The following is a 23,875-nucleotide window of genomic DNA, read 5'->3' as shown; positions in this document are numbered from 1 at the left end:
CGCGATCCAAAAGCTCCGGAGCCTATTATGTCCGATCACATCATCCCGCACTTCCAGAATGACGCTGGACACAATTCCATTGAAATCGGCGTGAAGGAATTCATGTGCGTCGGCGCAAACCCGCCTTTCGATCATCCACATGTCTTCCTCGACATGGGTGACGAAAGCGAAGTGGTTTGCCCATATTGCTCGACGCTCTATCGTTACAATCCGCAGCTTCACGCTGACGAGACTGTTCCTGCAGGCTGCGTTTACGAAGCACCTGCTGACAAAGCTGCCTGAACATAAATGGCGGTATTCGTGCCGCTGATATTATGAGCAGCTTGGTCAAGGGACGCATATTGATTGCAGGGGCCGGTGTTGCCGGTCTCAGTGCAGCACTTGAATGTGCGGCACGCGGATGGACTGTCCAGCTGTTTGAAAAAGCGCAAGCCCTGTCGGAAGTCGGCGCGGGCTTGCAGCTGGCTCCCAATGCGATGCGCCATCTCCAGCGCCTTGGCGTGGCCGACCGCCTTTCCTCACAAGCCGTTACGCCAGAAGCGCTTTATCTCATGGATGGGCGCAAGGCTCGCCCCCTGCTCGCCATGCAACTTGGCGACAAGGCATTCAAACGTTGGCACGATCCCTATGTCGTTTGCCATCGCGCTGATTTGCAAACAGCACTGTTAGATGCCTGCCACGACAATCCAAATATCGAGATTAATCTCAGTGCTGAGATTATTGGCCATAAGGCAGATCAAAACGGCATCACCGCAACGGTTAGACGTGGCGGAGCAGATCAAGATATTGCTGCCAGCTATCTCATTGCCTGCGATGGCGTCTGGTCTGCACAACGCACCAAGGCGGGATATGAAAAGGCGCGTTTCAGCGGCCATATCGCGTGGCGTACGACACTTGCAGCGGATGCCCTGCCCGCAAGCTTCAAGGCAGCAATCCCAGAACAGAAATCCGTTTCTGCATGGCTTGGCAAGAAGGCGCATTTTATCGCCTATCCGGTAAAGGGTGGCGACTTCTTCAATTTCGTCGCCATTACGACGGGCGACAACCCCGGTGAGGTCTGGTCTAAGACGGGTGACAATGCGCGGCTGCAATCAATCTATGCTGGTTGGAGCGACCCGGTACGTGAAGTGCTGACTCTAGCCACCGAGTGGACTTACTGGCCGCTTTTTGAAATGGCCAGTGCTCAGTTTGTCGGCCCGGACAGAACGATATTTCTCGGTGACGCCTCTCACGCTGTCACACCCTTTGCAGCGCAGGGGGCTGCCATGGCAATTGAAGATGCAGCAGCACTTGCCGAAGCATTGGATGACCAAGAGCCACAATCAGCGCTGAAGCGATTTGATTCTGTTCGCAAAGAACGGATTGCAGCAGTTGCCAAACGCGGCCAGCTGAACCGCTTTGCCTATCACGCGACAGGTGTGTTTGCGCTTGGACGCAACATGCTCTTTGCCATCCGCAGCCCAGATACTTTCCTGAAAGATCTGGACTGGCTTTATGGCTATGATGCCGTTGCAGCGGTAAGAAGTTAATCTGCGTCGCGCGCGGCTTCCAGCGCGGCAATATCAATTTTGACCATCGTCATCATGGCATTTGCCACGCGCTGCCTGACCTCTGGCTCACCGTTCTGTAGAATATCGAGCAGGAATTCCGGCACAATCTGCCAAGCAAACCCATATTTGTCGGTCAGCCAGCTGCATTCCATCGCAGAACCGCCTTCCAGCAACCGGTTCCAGAACGCATCAAGCTCTGCCTGATCCTTGCATTTCAGAATAAGCGATGTTGCCGGGTTGAACTTGAATTGTGGACCACCGTTCAAGGCAGTCATCGCCTGTCCGTCCAGCGTAAAGTTTGCAGTGACGACATCGGTACCGCCGGATTGATGACCGTGCTGAAAGCGAATGAAGCCATCGAGTGAGGCTGATTTTCCCAATTCCTTGAAGAGCGATACGTAATAATTGGCCGCCTCTTCAGCCTTGTTATCGAACCAGAGGCATACTGTTAAGCCAGACATGGATTGTTCCTCCCATATGTCTCAGCCCCCGACTTGTTGAGCATTTCCAGTTTGGTTGTATGGCTGGAAATGCTCGATCTATAAGTTTCAAACGTTTCTTGCCTGAAAACCGTTTCATATTTTTTGGGATATGCGTGGATTTAGCCCATCGCTTTTGCGGCTGCTTCCATATCCATCCACATCAACTCCCAGATGTGACCGTCGAGATCTTCAAAGCTGCGACCATACATGAAACCGTAATCCTGCTTGGGAGCAGGATCGGCGCGACCACCAGCCTTAGCTGCATTTTCAACCGTTGCATCCACATCCGCTTTGCTGTCCGCCGAAAGACAGATCAAAACTTCACTTGTGTCATTGGCGTCGGAAATCTTTTTAGGTGTGAACTGGCTGAATTTCTCATGGCTGAGAATCATCGCATGGATCGTGTCGGAAAAGACCATGCAGGACGCCGTTTCGTCCGAAAACATCGGGTTCTTCGTTGCTCCGATTGCTTCATAGAAACTGGTGGAGCGAGCGACGTCTTTTACAGGAAGGTTTACGAAAATCATTTTAGGCATGGCAATTCCTCCAATTGTGGGCATGAACTGCCCATTTTCATTTGGCTTGTCTTTACGGCAGCTTTTCTATCGCCTGCCCGATCCCCCGGGCGATAAAGTCGGCATTTTATGTGTTGTTTGAAACCGACTATCATAAGATTGCTTGAACATAATGACAGATAAGTTATAATTAGCAACTATGAAGTTAGAAAAAATAACTAATCGCGAAACGCCAACAGCAAGACGCAGCTATGACGATGCTTGCGCAGCAGCACATGCCCTTGATTTGATTGGGGAACGCTGGGCCTTGCTTGTCATTCGCGAACTGATGTTCGGACCGAAGCGTTTCAGCGATTTACGATCAGACTTGCCAGGAATAAGCGCCAATGTTCTCACACAGCGGCTTGAAGGACTGGAAGAAGCAGGCATTTTACGGAAGTCGAAATTGCCGCCCCCCGCATCCGTGCAGGTCTATGAATTGACTGAATGGGGCTATGAAGCAGAACCGATCCTGCAAACACTTGGTCGCTGGGCTGCACGTTCGCCGAGCCATGACCCCAATTTGCCGATTTCGACCACGTCGTTCCTGCTATCACTACGAACGATGATCAGTCCGGAACGCTCGCAAGACATGAATGCTGTGATTGGGCTTAAACTCGATGATGAAGATTTCACCGCGCACCTGCACAACGGCAGATTGGAAGTAAAGCGCGGTAAAGCTGAGCAATATGATATCGCTTTTGAAAGTTCTCCCCGCATGATGGCTGCAGCAATCTATGGAGGACAGCCCTTAATCTCCCTTGAAGAGGCAAACCTGCTCACACTGAATGGGGATCATGCTCTGGCAGAAAAATTCATCACACTGTTTCCACTTCCTGCAAAAGCACCGCTGCAAAAATGAAATAAGCAACCATATGGTTGCATATATGTAAAACTCGTGTAGATTGGCAACCATACAGTTGCCAATCAAGGAGAATGCATATCATGACAACGACATCATCGACTGATCGCATTGAGAAGACCGTGAACCTTCGCGCTGGCATTGATCGGGTATGGCGCGCACTCACGGATCATGAGGAATTCGGCGAATGGTTCCGGGTCAAAATTGATGGACCATTTATTGTCGGCAGCGCATCGACTGGCCGCTTTACATTTGATGGATGTGGCGACACCAGATGGACGTCCTTCATCAAGGATATGAAAGCGCCGCACTATTTTTCCTTCACCTGGCATCCTTATGCTGTTGAAGCTGAAACAGATTATGCGAAAGAACCGCAGACACTGGTAGAATTCAAACTTGAAGAAATCGAGTCGGGCACAAAACTCACGGTTATCGAAACAGGCTTTGATGCCCTGCCTGCGGAGCGTCAGCCAATCGCCCTTCGAATGAACACGGGTGGTTGGGAAGAGCAGATGCGAAATATCAAGGAATACCTCGAAAGCAAATGACCGAAGCCTCGCTCACGCAATCAGCAAACATGTCTGCCATTTTTGCAGCACTGGCCGACCCAACCCGGCTGGCCCTGATCGAAACATTGAGCGACGGTGAAAGCCGCTCAATTGTCACGCTTTCACAAAATGGCAGCATTAGCAGGCAGGGAATGACCAAGCATCTTTCCGTGCTTGAGCAAGCGGGATTGGTTGAGCGCGATAAGGTTGGGCGTGAAAGCCGTTTCAGGCTTTGCCCGACCCCGCTTGTCGATGCGAGGGCCTATCTCAGCACTGTCTCTGCACAATGGGATGATGCACTACAGCGCTTGCGTCGTTTCGTCGAAGACTGATCAAAGTCGCCGATCGCAGGATTCGAAATGGCTTTAGAGCGCGTTTCAATCTGATTGAAACAGATAGGCGCTCTAAGCCTTTTATTTGAAGCATAATCTTGTCAACGCTGATTAAACAACATTGAAGACGTGCCCTTCACGAAGCCAAGTTTCTCGTAGAAGGGCACGAGCTTATCAGGACAGTAGAGCTCAAAGCTTTTAACACGCTGCAGTTTTTCGTGGGTGACTATACGATCCACAAGAGCTTTACCGAGGCCTTGCCCGCGAAACTGATCCGCAACAATCACATCAAAAATCATCGCCTTGAAGGTGAAGTCGCTTAGCACACGCGCAAAACCGATTATCGATCCGTGCGCATCGCGACAGAAAAGCGTCAGATCGCAATGTGAAAGCATATGCGTCACATCCTCAAATGAACGCACCGAAGTCCACCACTCTTTACAATAAAACGCATGAAACTCGCGAAATTGCGCTGGCGCTAATTCTTCCGACCAATAATACTCAGCCATGACGACCTCTTTAGAGCGCATTTGAATTGCTTGAAGCAGATCGGCGCCCAAAATATTTGTTTTGACGCGAATCTTGGTCCGAAAACCGTTTCACACTTTTCGGAATGCGCTCTAATGGTGAACAATACACCAGTCGCAAAGGCAAGCCAGAATGACAATCCAGTTTGAACAGACCTGCCCAATCTTCCGGATTTTCGATATCGAGAAAGCCAAAGATTTCTACATCGGTTTTCTGGGTTTCACACTTGATTGGGAACATCGCTTTGCCGACGGAATGCCGCTTTATATGCAGGTTTCCCGCGCTGGTCTGACCTTGCATCTGAGCGAACATCACGGTGATGGCAGTCCGGGCGCAAATATTTTCGTCCGTATGCAGGGTGTCGAAGAATTCCACAGGGAAGTTAATGCGCGTGGCTATCGCTATATGCGGCCCGGCATCGAGGACGCGCCATGGGGCCGTGTCATGGCGGTGATTGATCCATTCGGCAATCGCATTCAGTTCTGCCAGGGGCCGAATGACGAATAGCATTTCCAGCAAGCCTGCGAAGTGCCTCCGTAGGAAAATCAGTTCGCCAGACTGATTTCTTTTCCTGGTGCGATGCGTCGGATAAGGCGTAAAACCAAACAGTTACAGCGGTTCCAACGATTCAGTCTTCACTGAACCCGCTGCAAAGAAAAACACCCGCCGGATCGCTCTGGCGGGTGTTTTATATTTCGACCAATCAAATGATTAGTGAAGAATCTGGCTCAGGAACAGCTTGGTGCGTTCATGCTGCGGGTTGTCGAAGAACTCAGCTGGCGAATTCTGCTCAACGATCTGGCCCTGATCCATAAAGATCACGCGGTTTGCGACCTGACGCGCAAAGCCCATTTCGTGCGTTACGCAGATCATCGTCATGCCTTCGGCAGCAAGGCTCACCATTGTATCCAGCACTTCCTTGACCATTTCCGGATCGAGCGCCGAGGTTGGCTCATCGAACAGCATGACCTTCGGGTTCATGCAGAGCGCACGGGCAATTGCCACACGCTGCTGCTGACCGCCTGAAAGCTGGCCCGGATATTTGTTGGCCTGCTCTGGAATTTTCACGCGTGCCAGATAGTGCATCGCGATTTCTTCCGCCTGCTTCTTTGGCATTTTGCGAACCCAGATCGGTGCGAGTGTACAGTTCTCCAAAATGGTCAGATGCGGGAAGAGGTTGAAGTGCTGGAACACCATGCCGACTTCGCGGCGCACTTCGTCGATCTTCTTGAGATCATTGGTGAGCTCAATACCATCAACAATGATCTGGCCTTTCTGGTGTTCTTCCAGACGATTGACGCAACGGATCATGGTTGACTTGCCGGAACCCGAAGGACCAGCAACGACGATACGTTCGCCACGCATAACCTTCAGGTTGATGTCACGCAGAACGTGGAACTCGCCATACCACTTGTGCATGTTCTTGATCTCGATGGCCACATCGGTCTTCGAGACTTCCAGCTTTGAACGGTCGAGTTCGACACCGAGTTCGGATTGCGGGAGGGCGCTTTGTGCACTCATTTGTATTATTCCCTTGATTCTTATCGTTTATGACCCGTGTCGAGCCTTCGTTCCATGAATATAGAGTATCGCGACATGGCGAAACAGAAAATCCAGAAAACAAAGCCCGCAAAGATCAAACCTGTTGCAGGTGTCTGTGGAGAAGCCCAGTTTGCATCGGAGAAATTCTGACGGACAATGCCGAGCAGATCGAACATGCCGATGATGTAGACAAGGCTGGTGTCTTTAAAGAGGCCGATGAAGGTATTCACGATACCCGGGATCACCAGCTTGAGCGCCTGTGGCAACACGATGAGGTTGGTCTTCTGCCAGTAGCTGAGACCCAGTGCATCGGCACCTTCATACTGCCCACGCGGGATAGCCTGAAGGCCACCGCGCACCACTTCCGCCATATAAGCCGACGCGAAAAGTGCCACGCCGATAAGCGCACGCAACAGCTTGTCGAAGGTCACGCCCGGCGGCAAAAACAGTGGAAGCATCACGCTCGCCATGAACAACACTGTCACCAGCGGAACACCGCGAACCATTTCGATGAAGATAATACTGAAGGTCTTGATAACCGGCAGCTTTGAACGTCTTCCGAGAGCCAGCACGACACCCAATGGCAATGATACTGCAATACCCACGAAGGACAGAACCAGCGTTACCAGCAGGCCGCCCCAAAGCGGTGTTTCCACGAATGGCAGGCCAAACCAGCCGCCGACCAGCAGGAAGAAGGCGATAATCGGGAACACGAAGAAAAAGAGGATCGCATTCAAGACCTTATGCGGCGCCCTTGGGATGAGAAGCGGCACAAGTAGCACCACGAACATCAGCGCAGTCAGATTGACACGCCAGCGTTCGGAGATCGGGTAACGTCCGTAAATGAACTGCTCGTATTTCGCATTTACAAAGGCCCAGCAGGCACCCGACCAGCCTTCTGGCTGAGTGCCGCCCTGTGCGATCGTCAGACAGGCTGTGCGGTCTGTTCCTGTCCAGGCTGCATTGATGAACAACCACTGGATGATCGGCGGAAGAAACCACGCCACAAGCAACAGACCGAGAATGGTCATAGCTGCATCAACTGGCGTGGCGAAAAGATTGACCCGCAACCAATGCGAAAGCCCCTGCACAGAACGCGGAGGTGCTTCGCCTTCAACCATTTGCGGGCGGACATATTGGAGATTTGCGTTTTCCATTGTCATCTCTCCACCAGCGCCATCTTGGCATTGAACCAGTTCATCAGAACAGAAACGATCAAGCTGATACCGAGATAGATCACCATCCAGACAGCTACGACTTCAACAGCCTGACCGGTCTGATTAAGGATCGTACCGCCAACGGCGACCAGATCCGGATAGCCGATTGCGATGGCCAGCGAAGAGTTCTTGATCAGATTGAGATACTGACTGGAGAGCGGAGGAATGATGATGCGCAGCGCCTGCGGCACGATGATCAAACGCATCGTCTGACCTGGACGCAAGCCCACCGCATAAGACGCTTCGGTCTGGCCTTTATTGACGCCTAGAACACCTGCACGAACGGTTTCAGCGATGAAGGATGCAGTATAAAACGACAGGGCCAAAAGCAGCGCGAGGAATTCAGGCTTAACCTGCGCACCGCCTGTCAGATTGAAGGTTCCGAGTTTCGGAAAATCAAACGAGATAGGAAATCCGGTCACAATCAGCGCCAGTAACGGCAGGCCGATGATCAGCGCTGCAGAAACGCGAACCGTATGAAACGGTTGCCCCGTCGCCATCTGCCGACGCTTCGCCCAGCGCGCAACGAAAAATGAAACGACGATGCCAAGCAACAAGGCAACTGGCAACAGCCACGCACCCTCACCCCATACGGGCGACGGCATGAAGAAACCGCGATTATTCAGGTAGCTGCCAAGCGGCAGAGAAAGGCTTTCTCGCGCCTGCGGCAAAACGGAAAGCACGCCGAAATACCAGAAGAAGATAACCAGAAGCGGCGGAATGTTTCGGAAGATCTCGACATAAACCATGCAGATCTTGCGGATCAGCCAGTTGCGCGAGAGCCGCCCGATACCCACCAGAAAGCCGATGATCGACGCCAGAACAACACCAAGTCCTGCGACGTATAGCGTGTTCATCAGGCCAACCAGAATGGCCCGGCCATAGGTGGAATCGCTCGAATAGGAAATCAGCGTCTGACTGATATCGAAGCCAGCACGACCATTCAGGAATCCGAAGCCGGAAGCGATGTTGGCGCGTTGAAGATTGGTGATCGTGTTACCCACGATCCAGTAGATCAAGCCAATAACGGCAGCAAAAACCACGACCTGATAGAAGATGCCGCGAAGCCGCGGATCATAGAGGAGTGATGTGCCGCCGCCGCTTTGGCGTCGTTCGGTTGCAGAATAGGAAGCCATATGTTCCCTGTTTTCTTTCGGCCTTTCGCATCAGCTTTGAAAATAGCTGTGGCTCCCGACCCCCACCGGGAAAATCTTTTCAAAGCAGTTACGTATAAATGCCGAACCTTGCAGCCTTGCTCATAAGATACAAAGCGCGAGTTAAATTGCTTGGTACAGTCGTCAGACCTGAGTGCCGAACCCTGAATGCGCTGCGGATTCTGAGGTCAGCTGCAAAATCATACAGCCGACAAATCCGGCGGGTGCATTGCTGCCCCCGCCCGATATTTATCCAATAAAAGCGCGTTCCTTAACGGATCGGCCTTAGCGGATCGGCATACCGTATTGCAGGCCGCCCTTGTTCCACTGCGCATTGATACCGCGAGCGATCTTGAGCGGGCTGTTGGCACCCAGATTGCGTTCGAAGAGTTCGCCGTAATTGCCGACGCCCTTAACGATATTCACAACCCAATCATTGGTGAGGCCGAGATCCGTACCGATCTTGGTATCCGCTTCCGAGCCGAGAAGACGCTTGATTTCCGGGTTATCGGAATTCTTCATCTCTTCGACATTGGCCTGAGTAATACCAAACTCTTCAGCATTCAGCAGCGCATAGTGAGTCCAGCGGATAACGTCTGCCCACTTGGAATCGCCCTGACGGACAGCCGGTCCGAGTGGTTCCTTGGAAATGATTTCCGGCAGAACAACGTGGTCATCCGGGTTTGCCAGCGTGAGGCGGGTCGAATAGAGGCCCGACTGATCAGTCGTATAGGCATCGCAACGGCCAGAATCATAAGCTGCGTTGGCTTCTTCGAGCTTTTCGAAGACCACCGGATTGTATTCCATCTTGTTGGCGCGGAAGTAGTCAGCCATGTTCAGCTCGGTCGTGGTGCCAGCCTGAACACAGATTGAAGCGCCGGAAAGCTGAAGTGCTGAGTTAATACCCGACAGCTTCTTCGAGTTAATCATGAACCCCTGACCGTCGTAGTAATTGACGCCAGGGAAATCGAGACCCAGCGACGTATCGCGGCTGATGGTCCATGTCGTGTTGCGGATGAGGACATCCACTTCGCCCGACTGCAATGCAGTAAAGCGCTCTTTAGCATTGAGAGGCGTGAACTTTACCTTCGTTGCATCGCCGAAAATCGCGGCAGCAACCGCACGGCAATAATCAACGTCAAAACCCGACCACTCGCCCTTGTCATTAGGCGATGCGAAGCCGAGCAAACCTGTGTTGACACCACACTGCAGGAACCCCTTAGCCTTTACATCCGAAAGTGTATCGGCCGATGCTCCCGAAGCTGCGCCAAACAACGCCGCTGCACCCAATACCCCTGTCAAAACAGTCTTTTTCATCTGGCCTGCAACCTTTTATGTTCCCTGGAGATCGTGGTGGACAAATGATCCATGCACGTCTCTGTTGCTTTATTTTTTGCATGAGGTTGAAGAACAGGCCACAAGACCTCCCCCACCCCTGCTTACGCAGATATCCCTCGCCCGGAGCCGTTATCGACCCTCTGTTGTTTTTATGGGCGGAGTGATGCCTGTCGCCTTCACAGCGCTATCGAAGGCGATATTTTGGTTTTGGTCAAGCTATTAACGTCGTGGAAAAAGCCCGTTTGCCTAAAAAATGGGTCATCAACATGCAGATTTTTACACGATTTCCCAATTTTAGGGTAAAGGCGTTCAGCTTGAAAAATCAGCCGAACCTAAAAAAGAAAATATTATAAAAATTCAATAATTACAAATTGTTATAGATAAAAAGAGGCACTGAACATAGCGATCAGCACCTCAATTTTGCCCCATTCAGACCCGCGGCATCACCTGATCTTCATCTAGCGAAAAAATAATATTTCGCGTCGCCATATAGCGAGCCACCCACCATGTCGCGATAAAGCCAATTGTCAGTCCAGCCACGACATCTGTCGGATAATGAGCGCCGGCTGCCAGTCGGCTGATAACGAAAAGAACACAGACCGGAACCGTGAGAAACCGCCAGCGAGGCAAGAAAATCCACAGTGAAACCAGCATGATACCGGCCATCATGGAGTGTCCGGAGGGGAAACTTTCATAAGAATGTTCGCCCCGAAACGGAGCGAAATACGCGGAGCCCAATTCATCCAGCAAAAGCGGGCGCGCGCGTCCGATCAAGAGCTTTCCGATCTCCGTGGGAAAACTGCCGACAACGACTGAGGCAAGAACAAGAGTCGCCCAACTGTGAAAACGGACGAGCACTTGTTGTGAAGCTAAGCGAATGTTTGGTGAGAGCAAGAAAGCCGTACTCAGCCAAACGATAATGCCGACGCCAAGCCAGACCAAAGTGCGAATCAAATCCGTAATGGTTCTAAGCACTTCCATGACAAAGAAGTCGCTGTTCATTGCAGCGCGAACAATCTGCGCATCCCAAATATGCAGAACAAGCAGAACAAAGGGCAGCAGAACTACAAGCGCCGTCATTTCAAGTGTCCAGCTTGATGGCGCACCCGGATAAGCCGGCCTGACAAGCGCCCTTACCAACTCCGAAGCGATGCGGATCGGATAAAGAATTGTGCTTGTGGCCTTACTCTCACTCATATCGGAATTACTCTTTCTCTGGTTTACATTATCACTGTTACAAAGCGCCATGTTGCATCCGCTTCATGTGCGTCTTATCCAATAAATTGGAGTATCCACCGGAGCGGACCAAAACCTGCTCATGCAAGACTGAATCCGCCGGAAACAAGTTTGCAAAGCTCTCCAAATGAGAACTGGTGGCAAAGCATGCAACATGGCCTGGAGGCAATTTCGTGACTAACAAACAGGACAAGACAGAAAAGCTGGGCATAAACACACGGTTGGCCCATGATGGTTATGAACCGCGCGATTATTATGGCTTCGTCAATCCACCCGTCGTGCGCGCCTCTACCGTTCTTTTCCCGGATGCACAGACCATGGCGACGGGCGCACAGAAGTACACTTACGGAACGCGCGGCACTCCAACCAGTGAAGCACTTTGCAAGGCTATAGACGCTCTTGAAGGCTCCGCTGGCACTGTTTGCGTGCCTTCTGGTCTTGCTGCAGTCACTATCCCTCTGCTGGCTTTCCTGTCACCCGGCGACCATGTTTTGTTTGTCGATTCTATTTACAATCCAACCCGTCACTTTGCCGATACGATCCTCAAGCGTATGGGTATCGAGGTTGAATATTACGATCCGGAGATCGGTGCAGCCATTGCAAAGCTGATGCGCCCAAACACCAAGGTCGTCTTCACGGAGTCGCCAGCATCCAACACATTTGAGGTGCAGGATATCCCGGCAATCGTCGAAGAAGCGCATAAGGTCGGTGCGATTGTGATGATGGATAACACCTGGGCAACGCCGCTTTACTTCAAACCGCTCGATTTTGGCGTTGATATCAGCATCCATGCTTCAACGAAGTATCCATCCGGTCACGCCGATATTCTTTTCGGGACAATTTCGGCCAATGAAAAGTGCTGGCCGCAGCTTCTGGAAACGCATGGCACGCTCGGCCTTTGTGCTGCACCTGACGATGCCTATCAGATCCTGCGCGGTTTGCGCACAATGGGTGTTCGTCTGGAGCATCACCGCAAAAGTGCGCTTGAAGTCGCTCATTGGCTTGAAAGCCATCCAGCGGTTGATCGTGTGCTGCACCCCGCCCTTGAAAGCCATCCCGGCCATGAAATCTGGAAGCGCGACTTCAAAGGCTCGTCAGGCGTCTTCGCTTTCGTTGTGAAAAGCGGCGGACGGCAGGAAGCTCACGCATTTCTGAATGCGCTTGAGATTTTTGGGCTCGGTTATTCTTGGGGCGGCTACGAAAGCCTCGCCAATGAAGTTGGCATCAAGGATCGCATGGTTGCCAAGGGCGATTATCCGGGCCCAGTCATTCGCTTGCAGATCGGCCTTGAAGATGTACCTGACCTGATTGCCGATCTCGAAAAAGGCTTTGCAGCAATCTGAATTGCCTTATCACGTGCTCGTCCCATCGGAATAGACACATAAAATAGCAAAGCGGCTCTTGATGGTATCGGGAGCCGCTTTGTTTTTACATAGTATTTTAGTTATATATAAATAAAAATTTAGGGTGAAATTAGCTCATTCTTTTGCTTCCATCGAGTGTTGGAATATTTATACTTATGAACTATCGAAAATAAATATCGGCTTGGGTCAGTGTCTTCTTGGAATTCAATTAAGCATCCGCTTCACCTTTTTACGCAGAGTCTGCTCGCGCTCTTTTTACTAGCTCTATCAGCGATTCCGACTGTCGCTCAGGACACAGCTCTGCGTCAGGTGAAAGTCGGGGTTTATGTCAGTGAGCCTTTTGTCAGCAAACAGGGCGACATCTACACTGGCATGGCTATCGATTTGTGGAGCAATATAAGCACACGTCTAGGGCTTGCGTCTCAATTCGTCGAATATCCGAACTATAATGCGCTGGTGAAGGCCGTTTCTCAGAGCGAAGTCGATGCGGCTGTCACCAACATTACAATCACTGAAAAACGTGCGGAAGTGGTTGATTTTACTCATCCTTGGTTTGATGCAGGCCTTCGGATCATGGTTCACACCCAAGCGGGAAATGGCTGGGAAGATCTGATTGGTGACCTGGAAGATGCAGGCCATCTTGCCACCTACGCCTGGATTGGCATCGTCATTCTGGTTGCCACAGTTTTGCTTACGCTCTTTGATCGCCGGTTTGACCAGAATTTCCCACGTCGTTGGCTTGAGGGCCTGGCCGAAAGCTTCTATCACGTTGTTTCGCTTGCCACTTCCGGCAAAAGCTCACGCAAGAATCTCTTCGGTTGGGCGGGACGTATATGGCAGGCATTCTGGCTGGTTTTTGGTATTGCCGTGGTTGCTTACGTAACATCTTCCGTAACCAGCGTAATGACCGTTGCCCATATCTCCAATAACATCAACAACTTGGCTGACCTTCAGAGTAAGACGGTTGGGGTGCGTACGGGTAGTATTGCAGAGCAGACAATGGCAGCGCGCTCCATCTCAACTGTAGGTTTCGACCACCTTCCCGAAGCTGTAACCGCACTGACCAATGACGAAATCTCGGCAATCGTTGGCGATAGTCCTGTGCTTGAATATTATGTACACCAGAATGTCGATGCGCCAATCGAGATTGTGGGCAACACCTTCAGCCCTGATAAATATGGATTCGCCTTCCCGCGCCATAGTGATCTGGTTAAGCCCGCTTCGATTGCGATCATCAGCCTTCAGGAAAGCGAAGAGCTGGCTGCGCTGAAAACCAAATATTTCGGAAGGGACGAATAGTCGGAAAATGCAGATGCGTCCGAATGGTCGCTTTTGTTTTCATAGATTGAAAAGTTGATATTTAAAATCAACATTCATGGCCCTGCGGCTGCTTTTCGGCACTTATCCATTTCACATGCCCCTGAAATACGGTAGGAAGCCAACCAGATAAGTCTATTTTGTCTTCAGGTGCCGAAAGCACCCAAAGGAAATGCCATGATGAACTGGGTTTTCGTGTTGCAAGGTGTAATCGCTATTGGTCTGGCAGGACTGGCCATTGCCGTCATTCTGCGTCACCGTCGCTAAGATACACGCATAAGCAGAACCATTGGGAACTTCTTGCCCGGTAAATTCGTTTACCGTGCATATAAATCCAGGGAGAAGACCCATGAAACTCACTCTTAAAGCCGCCATGATTGCGCTGGGTGTTTTTTCTGCGGGTGCTGCGCAAGCCGCTAACGCGATTGTAACAACCAATCTTAATGTACGCACAGGTCCGGGAACGGGTTATGCCGCGCTCGGCAGCATTCCGAATAGAGCGCCTGTCAATGTGCATGGTTGCACCTCGGGTTATGGCTGGTGCCAGATTAGCTATGGCGGATTGTCCGGCTGGGCATCATCCCGCTACCTCGCCATGCGTGAAGGCTCTAGCGGCGGTTACTCAGACGATTTCGGTCGTAATGCCGCTCTGATCGGCATTCCATTGATCGCTGGTGTCGCGATTGGCGCTGCCCTCAACGACCGAAACGACCGCTGGGACCGTCGCCATTATGACCGCCGTCATTGGGATCGTGGTCGCCATTGGGACCGCGGCCGTGGATGGGACAGAGGCCGCCACTGGGACCGTGGTGGAAGAAATTGGGATCGTGATCGCGGTCCGCGGTTTTTCCCACGAAGCCGCTCCGGCGATGGCCCGCACGGCCAATAAGACAAACAATTTTGAATTGAGAAACGCCGCAAAATTTGCGGCGTTTTTGTTATTGTACCAGGTGAAACCTAATTGCGACCTCCGAGCGCGAGGCGGCAGGCAAGCGCTGCGAACACAGTCGCCAGCAGATATTGCGGCAGCTTTCGCATAGAGGGCTGTGCTTTAATGCGATTTCGAACATGCGTACTCAAAAGAATCACGCTTCCATTCACAATCAAACCAATGCCGTTGAGCACGGTTGCCAAAACCAACATTTGTAAGATGAGGGAACCAGCCTCAGGCTTCACGAACTGGGGAAATAACGCCAGCACAAAGAGCACCATCTTCGGATTAAGCAGATTGGTAAAAAGGCCCTCACCGAATATCCATTTCAAAGAAAAGCGATTGAGGCCCACCACCGGTGAAAAGACAGTGCCATCTGAGCGAATGGTCTTCCAGGCAAGATAAAGGAGGTAGATGCAGCCTGCCCAGCGCACAATTTCATAGGCAACGGGCAAAACCAAAAAGAGCTGCGAAAGACCAAGGGCTGCCGCGACTGCGTGGCAATATGTGCCCACGGCAATACCAACATAGGTGAGAAAACCTGCAGCCCGTCCTTGGCTAATACTGCGGGAGGCAATGAGGAGCATATCTGGCCCTGGCGTAGCAGTGAGCACGACGCAAGCAGTGGCAAAAAGCATAAGTGTGGAGAGATCCGGCATATCGTATTCCTTCGAGTTACCGGAATTCCCGTTTAGCACTTGGGAACGCAATTGCAACTGTGTCGAAGGTGATTAGCAGAATTGCTGACGGCAGCGCTAATGCTGGCGGATACGATTGCTGCAATGTGAGGTTTTTGGCAGAGGAAGATTCAATGATCCAAGTCATTGTTTTGATGGCGATCCCGACTGGATTCGAACCAGTGACCTACGGCTTAGAAGGCCGGTGCTCTATCCAGCTGAGCTACGGGACCTCACCATCAGAACCCGGCCATAGCACAAAGCATGAGGCCGGGAAAAGCTGTTAGTGCGTCCAAGGCTGTGGACGATAGAAGCTGAAGTTATCCGAATAGGAAACCTTGCGACGCTTCACTTCATGCGGCTCGATTACGCGATAAGCGATACCGTTGCGGGTCGCATATTCAATCGCGTCTTCGCGGCTGTAGAAAGACAGGCGAATCTGACTCTTCATGTCACCGGATGATGTGTAACCCATAAGCGGCTCGACCTTACGAGCGCTTTCTGGCTCATATTCCAGAAGCCAGTTATCGGTTTTGGCTTTACCAGACTGCATTGCGGTCTTAGCTGGACGGTAAATACGTGCAACCATTTGACGAACCTTGATCTATGCTCTTGAGCCCATGAAGGGCGATAATTTCACCAAGGCAATAGTTTACACGTCTCACCATGTCAACGCGATAAAGGCGCACGCCACAGCATCTGACTGCGACATACTCATCTTGGCAAATTGTCTGGAAAAAATGGTCGGAGCGAGAGGATTCGAACCTCCGACCCCCTGATCCCAAATCAGGTGCGCTACCAGGCTGCGCTACGCTCCGTGCTTTGTAAGCGGCCCTTCCCTAGATAATCGCCGTGTATAAAGCAAGCGCTAAAAACAGATTTTTCAAATTTTATTCACAGCGTTACGCCGCTCGGTGCGTTTATGGCTTAGCTCAAAGCCAGGAACCAAGCTTGCTCTGGTGCGTTTTGTTTTCATCCTCAAATTTTCAGGAGTTTCAGAGTGAATCGCAACGGGCTTTATCTGATTATCGGTGCTCTTATTGTCGTGGTCGCAGGGTTCGCGATCTATACCTATCAGGAGGAATCAAAACCTTCCGGCATCGAAATGAAAATTGGAGAGGGTGGCGTTTCCATTCAGGAAAACTAAGCCTTTAAGCTAAGACGGGCGCGTCAACACGGCAAAAAGTTTCAAGTCTAAATCGGTTATAAACATATAAACCGATTAAGATTTCAAACGCTTACCGTTTGTGATGCAACGATTCTTCAAGGTCCATGTTATTTGCCATGCCAAGAGCCAATGGAGGATCGAAATGGATATCCAGACTTCAGATGCACTTTATCGTCGCCACGAAAATGAGTGGGCAGCATTTCGTGATGCTGTTCAGCAAAAAGAGGCGAGCCAGAAACGCGGTGAGACTGCTTCCGGTGAACCCTTTTCGGGCAACAAGGCATCCGGACAGGAATAATTCATTCCGACCCACTTAGTTAGAACGCCGCGAAAGCGGCGTTTTTTATTGCCGGAACAACGCTATAAAATCTTAAATTCAAGAAAATTCACTTGGGATTTCAATCCCGTCCGCTACCTTCTGCATATCGAAACAATTTCAGTATTTTGGGATCAGGAAATGTCGACACAGAAAGTAGCGATCATTACGGCAGGTGGCAGCGGAATGGGTGCGGCTTCCGCACGGCGGCTTGCAGCGGACGGTTTTTCCGTCGCAATCCTCTCGTCATCTGGCAAAGGCGAAGCATTGGCCGAGGAATTGGGTGGCATTGGTGTCACAGGGTCAAACCAGTCGGCTGACGACCTGAAGAAGCTCGTCGATCTCACTATCGAAAAATGGGGGCGTATCGATACGCTGGTGAATAGTGCCGGCCACGGTCCACGCGCACCGATCCTCGATATTACAGATGAAGATTGGCATAAGGGTCTCGATACTTACTTTCTAAATGTCGTACGCCCGAGCCGTCTCGTCGTGCCTTTCATGCAAAAGCAGAAATCCGGCACGATCATCAATATCTCGACTGCATGGGCTTTTGAGCCAAGCGCGATGTTCCCGACTTCAGCAGTTTTCCGTGCTGGTTTGGCCTCGTTTACAAAAGTCTTCGCCGACACCTATGCGGCAGACAATATCCGTATGAACAATGTTTTGCCGGGCTGGATCGACAGTCTGCCAGCAACAGAAGAACGCCGGGATAGCGTGCCTATGCAGCGCTATGGCAAAAGCGAAGAAATCGCTGCGACGGTTTCATTCCTTGCCTCCGAAGGTGCTGCCTACATCACGGGTCAGAACCTGCGCGTGGATGGCGGCCTCACCCGCTCGGTCTGATAAAAACCCTGGTAACGAAATGCGAAGGAAGACTCGGTAGTGTCTTCCTGTCGCGATTCGGACAGGGGACATGAAAAATGGCGCCACGGAAACGGAGTTCCCGCCCGACAAAACGCTCAACCGGGCGTTCTACCGGGCGCAAGAACAGTTCAGGTTCATCAGCACCAATTCTGGCGCTTGGCGCTATTTTGGGATTGGGTGCGTTTAGCCTGTGGGCAACGGCTCAGCATAAAAGCCCACAAGCAGCATTGACCGCCTTGTTCCAACGCACTGTCCCGACAACCACTTCGTCTGCTCCTGCCAAGGTTGAAGCCAGACAACCTGCCGAGAAGGCCGTGGTCGAAAAGAAGTCGCAAAGCAGAGATTATGCTGGCGCGGTGGGTCCGGTGCCACGCCCGGCCGCATTGGTAGCGCCGGCACCGGCCAAGCCTGTGCAGCAAGCCGCAATTGAGGTTTCAAAGCCCGCAGTCGCGACACAGAAAGTGGCTCCACCGCCGCCTCCCCCTGCATCCGCACGCGCATTGCCGATGCCACCGCGCGGCACCAATACGGCCGCTCATTCTCCATCGGTGATATATGCCAAGGCAAAACTCACCATTCACAAGAACGCATGGGATCGCTCACCGGCTATCGGTACAGTCGAGAAGGGTCGCGAAATGCGCTCCTATGGTAAGACCGGCAAGTGGCATCGTGTGGTCGTGCCTTCAACCAATATAATTGGCTGGGTTCATGAAGATCAGTTGCTCGGTGGCCGTAACAAGCCCGACAGCGCACAAATGATGACCACCGGCTCGATTGCCAAGAAGACGCAAGCACCAACTCCAGCGGCACCCGTCGTGCAGAAGGCACGCATTCAGCCGCCAATGGCCGTTGGACAGAAAAACTAGATTTTCTGTGCGGCTATTGCCATGGCTGCGATTTGCGGATCACCCGGCAGATAGTCAAAGCCAATTGCGAGCAGCGACGAGGTATCGGCGACCATGTTGCCGAACAGCTGCTCATAAAGCGTCTGTCTGCCCACAAGCGTCAGCAAAACCTTCATAAGAAAGGCTGGCACCGGCAGCAACCGTGACGAACGGCCCATTGCTTTGCGGGCTTTTGAGACAAGTTCGCGGGTTGAGCGGGGTTCTGGCTCAGCGAGATGGAAAGTTTGGCCTGAAACCTGATCTTTCTGTGCATTGACGAGAAACACTAATGCACGCGCCACGTTTTCCAGCGAGACAAAACTGCGCCGGTTGTCGGCCAAACCAAAGGGAAGCGGTAGTCCTGTGTCGCAAAGCTTCATTAAAGCGCGCAGATTGGCCCGTGCATCTGGGCCATAAACGAGCACCGGACGCGTAATAACCACCTCAATACCACGCATCGCAAGCAATGCTGCTTCGGCCTTCGCTTTGGCATGGCCGTAATCATCACGCGGTGAAAACGGCATATCCGGCATTAACGGCGATGGATTGCCTGCAATCGTGTAGATTGTTGAGACAAAGATAAAACGGCGTACACCGGCCTGTCTGGCTTTTTCTGCAAGCTCGACTGTCAGGCGATGATTGACAGCTTCAAACTCATCCGCCTGCGGGCGTTCGGCACCAGTTCGATGCGCCAGAGCGGCACAATGAACGACCGCATCAACGCCGTCAAAGTCTGGCGCCAAAAGCGCATCGCGTGAAAGAGCGAGCGTTTCGTGTCCATTGCCGGCCAGCTCGCGCAGAACAGCACTTCCGATAAATCCGCCAGCTCCAGTGACAGCGACCTTCATCCCTCACCGTGACCAGCTTCGGACAAAACCTGCGCGGCAAGCGTGCGCGTTATGCGCGTTTTCTGCTCCATAGCGGCGTTATCAAGACGATCGACAATCTGAATCGCTGACAGAAGCGAGCGTTCAATGCGGCTGACCAGATAACTCACCACATGCGGTTCAACGCTGATCTGTCGATCAGCAAAGAGCTTGTGAATAACACCACCCAGCAGCATGTCGTCCGGTTCGGCAATTTCCACCACTGTCGCCGCCTTGAGGCGCGATGCAAGATCGGGAAGTTTGACTTTCCAGTTTGCGGGCAGAAGACGCGAAGTCATCAGCAGCGATGGTCCCGGACCAAGGGCTGCATTCTGCCGAACGCTGTTAATGAGATGAAACAGGCCTGTTTCGTCAAAACGTGCGCCACCGATATTATCAATCAGCACAGGATATTCCGCAGCACCATGCACTACGCGCTCGCTGATAGATTTTGGATCAGCCAGCAACGCACCTGTTGCTGCACGCCACACTTCTGCAAGATGTGTTTTACCCGCGCCCGTCGGCCCGGCAAGAATAACCACCGGAGCAACCCAGTTCGGCCAACGGTCGATAAGGTCCACCGCCGCACGGTTCGACCCCGTGACCATGATGTCTTCGCGGTGATAGCCGGGCTGATGCTCAAGGGCGAGCGGAATCTGACGCGGCGCGTCACTCATCGCTGCCTCCAGAATGTCTGGCTCCTGAAAATCTGGCCCGGTTACGTTTCAATTTCATTTCTCTTTGCCTGTATTCTCGCCCGCCTCTATCAGCGGTCCGACATCTGAATGCGAACGCTTGTAAGCAGGGTCATACATCGGAGAATGGAGATAGCGATTCAGGGCAAAACGCACAAGCACCCCGACCGCTGCCGCAGCTGGCACTGCAACCAGCATTCCAGTGAAGCCAAACAGAGAACCGAAGGCGAACAGAGCGAACATCAGCCAGACCGGATGCAGGCCCACGGACGATCCGACGAGCTTTGGCTGGAGGATGTTTCCTTCAACAAACTGGCCCAGGAAAAACACCGCGGCAACAGCCACAATCATGATCCAATCCGGCCAGAACTGGACCAGCGCAACACCGATTGCAAGCGTCAGACCAACGAAGGAACCGATATAGGGAATGAAGCTGATAAGCCCTGCAAAAAAGCCGATCAGCAGGCCAAAGTTAAGTCCGGTCAGGGTCAGGCCGATAGCGTAATAGGTGCCGAGAATGAGACACAAAGTACCCTGCCCGCGCACGAAGCCCGCCACCGCTGCATCCATGTCACGAGCAATGCCGCGGACGGTATAAAGCTGCCTGCGAGGAACCCATGAATCGATGCGATCAACCATGCGATCCCAGTCGAGCAGCATGTAGAACGCAACCACCGGCGTAACGATGAAAAGGCCCGCAATATCAATGAGAGATTTCCCCGAATTCCACAGGGACTGGAGCAATGTGGAGAGGAAACCGGCGCCCTGTTGCAGGAGCGTGCTGAGGTTTTCCTGAATGACCGAACTATCGATACCGATATAGCGTTTCAGCCAGCTCGAATTCTCATTGGCAAGAAGCGCCTGCAACTGTGAAATGTAATCCGGTAGCTTGGATATGAAGTCTGCGAGCTGTGTCGCAAGCACCGGTATGATGATCATCAGCCCGACGACGAGTATCATCAGGAAGACCAGCAGAATGACAATCGTTGCAGCCAGTCGCGACAGACCCAGCCGTTCCAGACGGTCTGCAACAGGATCAAGAAAATATGCCAGCGCCATGCCTGCCACAAAGGGCAGAAGAACCGGGCTGAAAATCACCAGAAACAGAAGGAATATCGCCGCAGTACAGGTCCAGAACATGGCCTGACGACGAACAACAGAACCTGTAAAGCCGCCGACTTCCACATTGACGTGAATATCGCCATCCCGCGCTACAGCCTCAGCCTGCTGTATCGTCTTGGTCGTCGTGTCACGCGCAGGCGCTGGTTTCTTGGCCATTTTGATCCATTCTCTGCAAAGATATTTCCCGCGTCTCAGCTATAATACGTCGGCGTTACTATTCTCGTAAGCGCGGGCAGATAGAGATAGTTAGATCGTAGCAAAAAGATTGCAATGCTTATGAGCGCGGCGCTGGCTATGCATTGACAGGTTACTGCAAATCCACAATCGCGAAAATTTCAGCAGATTCCTGCGATGTTTTGCGCTTTTCCGGCCTTCTGGCCTTGCAGGACACGCAATCTCATGTCATTGCGCCCTCATTATTCCCCACTAGGGGCACAGCCCCGTTTCAGGCCAGTTTCAGGAGCAGGTGATGACCACGGAAAATAACCCCGCCAGAAAAAATGGACTGACTTATGCTGAAGCGGGCGTCGATATCGATGCCGGCAATCTGATGGTCGACAAGATCAAGCCACTTGTCCGCTCCACGCGTCGCCCTGGCGCAGATGGCGAAATTGGTGGTTTTGGTGGCCTCTTCGATCTCAAAGCGGCAGGTTTCACCGATCCGGTGCTGGTTGCAGCCAATGATGGCGTTGGCACAAAGCTCAAAATTGCAATCGATGCAGACAAGCACGACACTGTTGGTATCGATCTTGTTGCCATGTGTGTGAACGATCTCGTCGTTCAGGGTGCAGAGCCACTGTTCTTTCTTGATTATTTCGCAACCGGCAAGCTGTCGCCTGATCAGGGCGTAGCTATCGTCTCCGGCATTGCGGAAGGTTGCCTTCAGGCTGGTTGTGCGCTGATTGGCGGTGAAACCGCTGAAATGCCGGGCATGTACCGCGATGGCGATTACGATCTGGCTGGCTTTGCGGTTGGCGCTGCTGAACGCAACCGTCTGCTGCCGCGCGGCGATGTTTCGGAAGGCGACATCATTATCGGCCTTTCGTCGTCGGGCGTTCACTCCAACGGCTTCTCTCTGGTTCGTCGCATTGTCGAAATGTCCGGCCTTGGCTGGAAGTCTGATGCGCCGTTCAAGGAAGGTGCAACGCTTGGTGAAGCACTGCTGGAGCCAACCCGCATTTATGTGAAGCCGTTGCTTGCCGCTATCCGCGCTTCGGATGGTATCAAGGCGTTAGCTCATATTACTGGCGGTGGTTTCCCGGACAATATCCCGCGCGTTCTGCCAGAAGGTCTTGCGGCTGAAGTCAATCTCGATGCAATCGATGTTCCTGCCGTATTCTCATGGCTTGCAAAGACCGGCGGCGTCGAACCACTCGAAATGCTGCGCACCTTCAACTGCGGCATCGGCATGATCGCTGTTGTCACACCAGACAAGGTGGACGAAGTGATTGCAGCTTTGACCAAGGAAGGCGAAAACGTCACAACACTCGGCCGCATGGTCAAGCGCGAAGGCGAAGGCGTCGTCTATCAGGGCACGCTGAAACTATGAGCCGCAAACGGGTCGTCATTTTCATCTCGGGCAGCGGCTCCAATATGGAGGCGCTGATCCGCGCTGCTCAGGCACCCGATTTTCCGGCTGAAATCGCCTCGGTTTTCTCTGATAAGTCAGATGCAGGCGGCCTTGCCAAAGCACAGGCCGCTGGCATCGCGACGCAGGTGTTTACCCGCAAGGACTATGCTTCCAAGGAAGCGCATGAAGATGCGATCCTTGAAGCACTCGCCGCATTGAAGCCGGATATTATCTGTCTTGCTGGCTATATGCGGCTTCTCACGGCCAGGTTCATTGCGCCTTACGAGCGCCGTATCCTCAACATTCATCCTTCGCTGTTGCCGCTTTTCGCAGGCCTTCACACGCATCAGCGCGCGCTTGATGCAGGCATGAAGCTTGCTGGCTGCACCGTGCATTTGGTGACGGAAGGCATGGATGAAGGTCCGATTTTGGCACAGGCCGCTGTGCCTATCGTCGAAGGCGATACGGAAAGCAGCCTTGCTGCGCGCGTTTTGAAAGCCGAACACAAGATCTACGCTTTGGCGCTCAGCAAATTTGCCAGTGGCGACGCGGAAATAGGCCTGTCGCAAGATGCGATGGTGATCAGCGCCTGAGTTACAAAAGCGCGATTAAACGCGACAAATTAATCACACCCGAATTTTTTCGTTAACAAAACTTTAATTCTCGCGAAAATGCCCTAATTCAGGTTCGTTAGGGAAGCTGCTTCGGCAACCCGTGAGAGTCGCATAAGCGTCTCTTTCAGTATGTGTTTATTA

Annotated in this window: 28 protein-coding genes and 2 tRNA genes; 15 read left to right on the top strand and 15 right to left on the bottom strand. The window is 52.3% G+C overall.

Annotated features, from left to right (window positions below; genetic code table 11):
* The first annotated feature begins 27 nt into the window (after window positions 1-27).
* Together KMS41_03525 and KMS41_03520 are read left to right on the top strand one after the other, a co-directional pair.
* The gene (locus KMS41_03525) at window positions 28-282 is read left to right on the top strand and encodes a zinc-finger domain-containing protein (protein QWK78324.1); all 255 of its coding nucleotides are present in this window, start codon (window positions 28-30) and stop codon (window positions 280-282) included.
* Window positions 283-323: 41 nt separating this feature from the next.
* A complete protein-coding gene (locus KMS41_03520) occupies window positions 324-1,529 on the top strand; it encodes an FAD-binding protein (protein ID QWK78760.1) in 1,206 nt (401 codons plus the stop codon).
* Here KMS41_03520 and KMS41_03515 read toward each other — a convergent pair.
* Together KMS41_03515 and KMS41_03510 are read right to left on the bottom strand one after the other, a co-directional pair.
* The gene (locus KMS41_03515) at window positions 1,526-2,011 is read right to left on the bottom strand and encodes a VOC family protein (protein ID QWK78323.1); all 486 of its coding nucleotides are present in this window, start codon (window positions 2,009-2,011) and stop codon (window positions 1,526-1,528) included. The two genes, KMS41_03520 and KMS41_03515, sit on opposite strands and share 4 nt — an antisense overlap.
* A gap of 140 nt (window positions 2,012-2,151) precedes the next feature.
* Window positions 2,152-2,568 (bottom strand): VOC family protein, encoded by a 417-nt coding sequence (locus KMS41_03510; GenBank protein QWK78322.1) that lies wholly within the window; start codon window positions 2,566-2,568, stop codon window positions 2,152-2,154.
* 178 nt (window positions 2,569-2,746) lie between these two features.
* Here KMS41_03510 and KMS41_03505 point away from each other — a divergent pair, with 178 nt between their 5' ends.
* The 3 genes from KMS41_03505 (at window position 2,747) to KMS41_03495 (ending at window position 4,328) form a co-directional block, all read left to right on the top strand.
* Window positions 2,747-3,448, top strand: a complete 702-nt coding sequence (locus tag KMS41_03505) for a helix-turn-helix transcriptional regulator (protein QWK78321.1) — start codon at window positions 2,747-2,749, stop codon at window positions 3,446-3,448.
* An 83-nt stretch (window positions 3,449-3,531) separates the two neighbouring features.
* Window positions 3,532-3,996, top strand: a complete 465-nt coding sequence (locus KMS41_03500) for an SRPBCC family protein (GenBank protein QWK78320.1) — start codon at window positions 3,532-3,534, stop codon at window positions 3,994-3,996.
* The gene (locus KMS41_03495) at window positions 3,993-4,328 is read left to right on the top strand and encodes a metalloregulator ArsR/SmtB family transcription factor (protein QWK78319.1); all 336 of its coding nucleotides are present in this window, start codon (window positions 3,993-3,995) and stop codon (window positions 4,326-4,328) included. Before KMS41_03500 ends, KMS41_03495 begins: the two co-directional genes overlap by 4 nt.
* Before the next feature lie 101 nt (window positions 4,329-4,429).
* Here the strand turns inward: KMS41_03495 and KMS41_03490 are convergent, their stop codons facing one another.
* Entirely contained in the window at window positions 4,430-4,837 is a 408-nt protein-coding gene (locus KMS41_03490; protein QWK78318.1) for a GNAT family N-acetyltransferase, read from the bottom strand.
* 151 nt (window positions 4,838-4,988) lie between these two features.
* On the opposite strand from KMS41_03490, the gene KMS41_03485 reads away from it, so the two are divergent.
* Window positions 4,989-5,363 (top strand): VOC family protein, encoded by a 375-nt coding sequence (locus KMS41_03485; GenBank protein ID QWK78317.1) that lies wholly within the window; start codon window positions 4,989-4,991, stop codon window positions 5,361-5,363.
* 204 nt (window positions 5,364-5,567) lie between these two features.
* Here KMS41_03485 and KMS41_03480 read toward each other — a convergent pair whose 3' ends face one another.
* From KMS41_03480 to lpxE, 5 genes are all read right to left on the bottom strand, one after another.
* Entirely contained in the window at window positions 5,568-6,377 is an 810-nt protein-coding gene (locus tag KMS41_03480) for an amino acid ABC transporter ATP-binding protein (protein QWK78316.1), read from the bottom strand.
* 20 nt (window positions 6,378-6,397) lie between these two features.
* A complete protein-coding gene (locus tag KMS41_03475) occupies window positions 6,398-7,555 on the bottom strand; it encodes an amino acid ABC transporter permease (protein ID QWK78315.1) in 1,158 nt (385 codons plus the stop codon).
* 2 nt (window positions 7,556-7,557) lie between these two features.
* Window positions 7,558-8,751 (bottom strand): amino acid ABC transporter permease, encoded by a 1,194-nt coding sequence (locus KMS41_03470; GenBank protein QWK78314.1) that lies wholly within the window; start codon window positions 8,749-8,751, stop codon window positions 7,558-7,560.
* Window positions 8,752-9,054: 303 nt separating this feature from the next.
* Window positions 9,055-10,086: an amino acid ABC transporter substrate-binding protein gene (locus KMS41_03465; GenBank protein ID QWK78313.1), complete on the bottom strand. Its 1,032-nt coding sequence runs from the start codon at window positions 10,084-10,086 to the stop codon at window positions 9,055-9,057.
* A 450-nt stretch (window positions 10,087-10,536) separates the two neighbouring features.
* Window positions 10,537-11,304: a lipid A 1-phosphatase LpxE gene (gene lpxE, locus KMS41_03460; GenBank protein ID QWK78312.1), complete on the bottom strand. Its 768-nt coding sequence runs from the start codon at window positions 11,302-11,304 to the stop codon at window positions 10,537-10,539.
* 212 nt (window positions 11,305-11,516) lie between these two features.
* On the opposite strand from lpxE, the gene KMS41_03455 reads away from it, so the two are divergent.
* From KMS41_03455 to KMS41_03445, 3 genes are all read left to right on the top strand, one after another.
* Entirely contained in the window at window positions 11,517-12,686 is a 1,170-nt protein-coding gene (locus KMS41_03455; GenBank protein QWK78311.1) for a cystathionine beta-lyase, read from the top strand.
* Between the two features lie 228 nt (window positions 12,687-12,914).
* The gene (locus KMS41_03450) at window positions 12,915-14,006 is read left to right on the top strand and encodes a transporter substrate-binding domain-containing protein (GenBank protein QWK78759.1); all 1,092 of its coding nucleotides are present in this window, start codon (window positions 12,915-12,917) and stop codon (window positions 14,004-14,006) included.
* Between the two features lie 367 nt (window positions 14,007-14,373).
* Window positions 14,374-14,913: an SH3 domain-containing protein gene (locus KMS41_03445; protein ID QWK78310.1), complete on the top strand. Its 540-nt coding sequence runs from the start codon at window positions 14,374-14,376 to the stop codon at window positions 14,911-14,913.
* A gap of 68 nt (window positions 14,914-14,981) precedes the next feature.
* Here the strand turns inward: KMS41_03445 and KMS41_03440 are convergent, their stop codons facing one another.
* From KMS41_03440 to KMS41_03425, 4 genes are all read right to left on the bottom strand, one after another.
* A complete protein-coding gene (locus KMS41_03440; protein QWK78309.1) occupies window positions 14,982-15,614 on the bottom strand; it encodes a LysE family translocator in 633 nt (210 codons plus the stop codon).
* 174 nt (window positions 15,615-15,788) lie between these two features.
* Window positions 15,789-15,865: transfer RNA gene (locus KMS41_03435), tRNA-Arg, on the bottom strand.
* Between the two features lie 50 nt (window positions 15,866-15,915).
* Window positions 15,916-16,221 carry an ETC complex I subunit gene (locus KMS41_03430; GenBank protein ID QWK78308.1) on the bottom strand — a complete coding sequence of 102 codons (306 nt, stop codon included), beginning with the start codon at window positions 16,219-16,221 and terminating at the stop codon, window positions 15,916-15,918.
* A 152-nt stretch (window positions 16,222-16,373) separates the two neighbouring features.
* A tRNA-Pro gene (locus KMS41_03425) sits at window positions 16,374-16,450 on the bottom strand.
* A 182-nt stretch (window positions 16,451-16,632) separates the two neighbouring features.
* On the opposite strand from KMS41_03425, the gene KMS41_03420 reads away from it, so the two are divergent.
* The 4 genes from KMS41_03420 (at window position 16,633) to KMS41_03405 (ending at window position 18,849) form a co-directional block, all read left to right on the top strand.
* Complete coding sequence (locus tag KMS41_03420; GenBank protein QWK78307.1) at window positions 16,633-16,779, top strand: hypothetical protein; 147 nt, start codon at window positions 16,633-16,635, stop codon at window positions 16,777-16,779.
* A gap of 163 nt (window positions 16,780-16,942) precedes the next feature.
* Window positions 16,943-17,098, top strand: coding sequence for a hypothetical protein (locus tag KMS41_03415; protein QWK78306.1), 156 nt, complete (start codon window positions 16,943-16,945; stop codon window positions 17,096-17,098).
* Between the two features lie 159 nt (window positions 17,099-17,257).
* Window positions 17,258-17,962, top strand: coding sequence for an SDR family oxidoreductase (locus tag KMS41_03410; GenBank protein ID QWK78305.1), 705 nt, complete (start codon window positions 17,258-17,260; stop codon window positions 17,960-17,962).
* A gap of 77 nt (window positions 17,963-18,039) precedes the next feature.
* A complete protein-coding gene (locus tag KMS41_03405) occupies window positions 18,040-18,849 on the top strand; it encodes a hypothetical protein (protein ID QWK78304.1) in 810 nt (269 codons plus the stop codon).
* Here KMS41_03405 and KMS41_03400 read toward each other — a convergent pair.
* Genes KMS41_03400 through KMS41_03390 form a run of 3 tightly spaced genes read right to left on the bottom strand, consistent with a single transcriptional unit; the run spans window position 18,846 to window position 21,706 of the window.
* Complete coding sequence (locus tag KMS41_03400; protein ID QWK78303.1) at window positions 18,846-19,715, bottom strand: NAD-dependent epimerase/dehydratase family protein; 870 nt, start codon at window positions 19,713-19,715, stop codon at window positions 18,846-18,848. The two genes, KMS41_03405 and KMS41_03400, sit on opposite strands and share 4 nt — an antisense overlap.
* Entirely contained in the window at window positions 19,712-20,422 is a 711-nt protein-coding gene (locus KMS41_03395; GenBank protein ID QWK78758.1) for a hypothetical protein, read from the bottom strand. Before KMS41_03395 ends, KMS41_03400 begins: the two co-directional genes overlap by 4 nt.
* Before the next feature lie 42 nt (window positions 20,423-20,464).
* Entirely contained in the window at window positions 20,465-21,706 is a 1,242-nt protein-coding gene (locus tag KMS41_03390; protein ID QWK78302.1) for an AI-2E family transporter, read from the bottom strand.
* Between the two features lie 313 nt (window positions 21,707-22,019).
* Here KMS41_03390 and purM point away from each other — a divergent pair, with 313 nt between their 5' ends.
* Window positions 22,020-23,099, top strand: a complete 1,080-nt coding sequence (gene purM / locus KMS41_03385) for a phosphoribosylformylglycinamidine cyclo-ligase (protein ID QWK78301.1) — start codon at window positions 22,020-22,022, stop codon at window positions 23,097-23,099.
* Entirely contained in the window at window positions 23,096-23,713 is a 618-nt protein-coding gene (locus KMS41_03380; GenBank protein ID QWK78300.1) for a phosphoribosylglycinamide formyltransferase, read from the top strand. The genes purM and KMS41_03380 overlap by 4 nt, the downstream gene beginning before the upstream one ends.
* Window positions 23,714-23,875: the final 162 nt, after the last annotated feature.

Origin of the sequence: Ochrobactrum sp. BTU1 (assembly GCA_018798825.1) — a bacterium.
GTDB lineage: Bacteria > Pseudomonadota > Alphaproteobacteria > Rhizobiales > Rhizobiaceae > Brucella.
Note: the sequence above shows the minus strand (reverse complement) of the source record. Positions and strands in the feature narration are given on the sequence as shown.

Bases quoted from the DNA above. Each gene is read 5' to 3' on its own strand.
- KMS41_03525 (QWK78324.1), top strand. From the start codon at position 28: ATGTCCGATCACATCATCCCGCACTTCCAGAATGACGCTGGACACAAT.
- KMS41_03515 (QWK78323.1), bottom strand. From the start codon at position 2,011: ATGTCTGGCTTAACAGTATGCCTCTGGTTCGATAACAAGGCTGAAGAG.
- KMS41_03510 (QWK78322.1), bottom strand. From the start codon at position 2,568: ATGCCTAAAATGATTTTCGTAAACCTTCCTGTAAAAGACGTCGCTCGC.
- KMS41_03505 (QWK78321.1), top strand. From the start codon at position 2,747: ATGAAGTTAGAAAAAATAACTAATCGCGAAACGCCAACAGCAAGACGC.
- KMS41_03500 (QWK78320.1), top strand. From the start codon at position 3,532: ATGACAACGACATCATCGACTGATCGCATTGAGAAGACCGTGAACCTT.
- KMS41_03495 (QWK78319.1), top strand. From the start codon at position 3,993: ATGACCGAAGCCTCGCTCACGCAATCAGCAAACATGTCTGCCATTTTT.
- KMS41_03490 (QWK78318.1), bottom strand. From the start codon at position 4,837: ATGGCTGAGTATTATTGGTCGGAAGAATTAGCGCCAGCGCAATTTCGC.
- KMS41_03485 (QWK78317.1), top strand. From the start codon at position 4,989: ATGACAATCCAGTTTGAACAGACCTGCCCAATCTTCCGGATTTTCGAT.
- KMS41_03480 (QWK78316.1), bottom strand. From the start codon at position 6,377: ATGAGTGCACAAAGCGCCCTCCCGCAATCCGAACTCGGTGTCGAACTC.
- KMS41_03475 (QWK78315.1), bottom strand. From the start codon at position 7,555: ATGGAAAACGCAAATCTCCAATATGTCCGCCCGCAAATGGTTGAAGGC.
- KMS41_03470 (QWK78314.1), bottom strand. From the start codon at position 8,751: ATGGCTTCCTATTCTGCAACCGAACGACGCCAAAGCGGCGGCGGCACA.
- KMS41_03465 (QWK78313.1), bottom strand. From the start codon at position 10,086: ATGAAAAAGACTGTTTTGACAGGGGTATTGGGTGCAGCGGCGTTGTTT.
- lpxE (QWK78312.1), bottom strand. From the start codon at position 11,304: ATGAGTGAGAGTAAGGCCACAAGCACAATTCTTTATCCGATCCGCATC.
- KMS41_03445 (QWK78310.1), top strand. From the start codon at position 14,374: ATGAAACTCACTCTTAAAGCCGCCATGATTGCGCTGGGTGTTTTTTCT.
- KMS41_03440 (QWK78309.1), bottom strand. From the start codon at position 15,614: ATGCCGGATCTCTCCACACTTATGCTTTTTGCCACTGCTTGCGTCGTG.
- KMS41_03430 (QWK78308.1), bottom strand. From the start codon at position 16,221: ATGGTTGCACGTATTTACCGTCCAGCTAAGACCGCAATGCAGTCTGGT.
- KMS41_03415 (QWK78306.1), top strand. From the start codon at position 16,943: ATGGATATCCAGACTTCAGATGCACTTTATCGTCGCCACGAAAATGAG.
- KMS41_03410 (QWK78305.1), top strand. From the start codon at position 17,258: ATGTCGACACAGAAAGTAGCGATCATTACGGCAGGTGGCAGCGGAATG.
- KMS41_03405 (QWK78304.1), top strand. From the start codon at position 18,040: ATGGCGCCACGGAAACGGAGTTCCCGCCCGACAAAACGCTCAACCGGG.
- KMS41_03400 (QWK78303.1), bottom strand. From the start codon at position 19,715: ATGAAGGTCGCTGTCACTGGAGCTGGCGGATTTATCGGAAGTGCTGTT.
- KMS41_03390 (QWK78302.1), bottom strand. From the start codon at position 21,706: ATGGCCAAGAAACCAGCGCCTGCGCGTGACACGACGACCAAGACGATA.
- purM (QWK78301.1), top strand. From the start codon at position 22,020: ATGACCACGGAAAATAACCCCGCCAGAAAAAATGGACTGACTTATGCT.
- KMS41_03380 (QWK78300.1), top strand. From the start codon at position 23,096: ATGAGCCGCAAACGGGTCGTCATTTTCATCTCGGGCAGCGGCTCCAAT.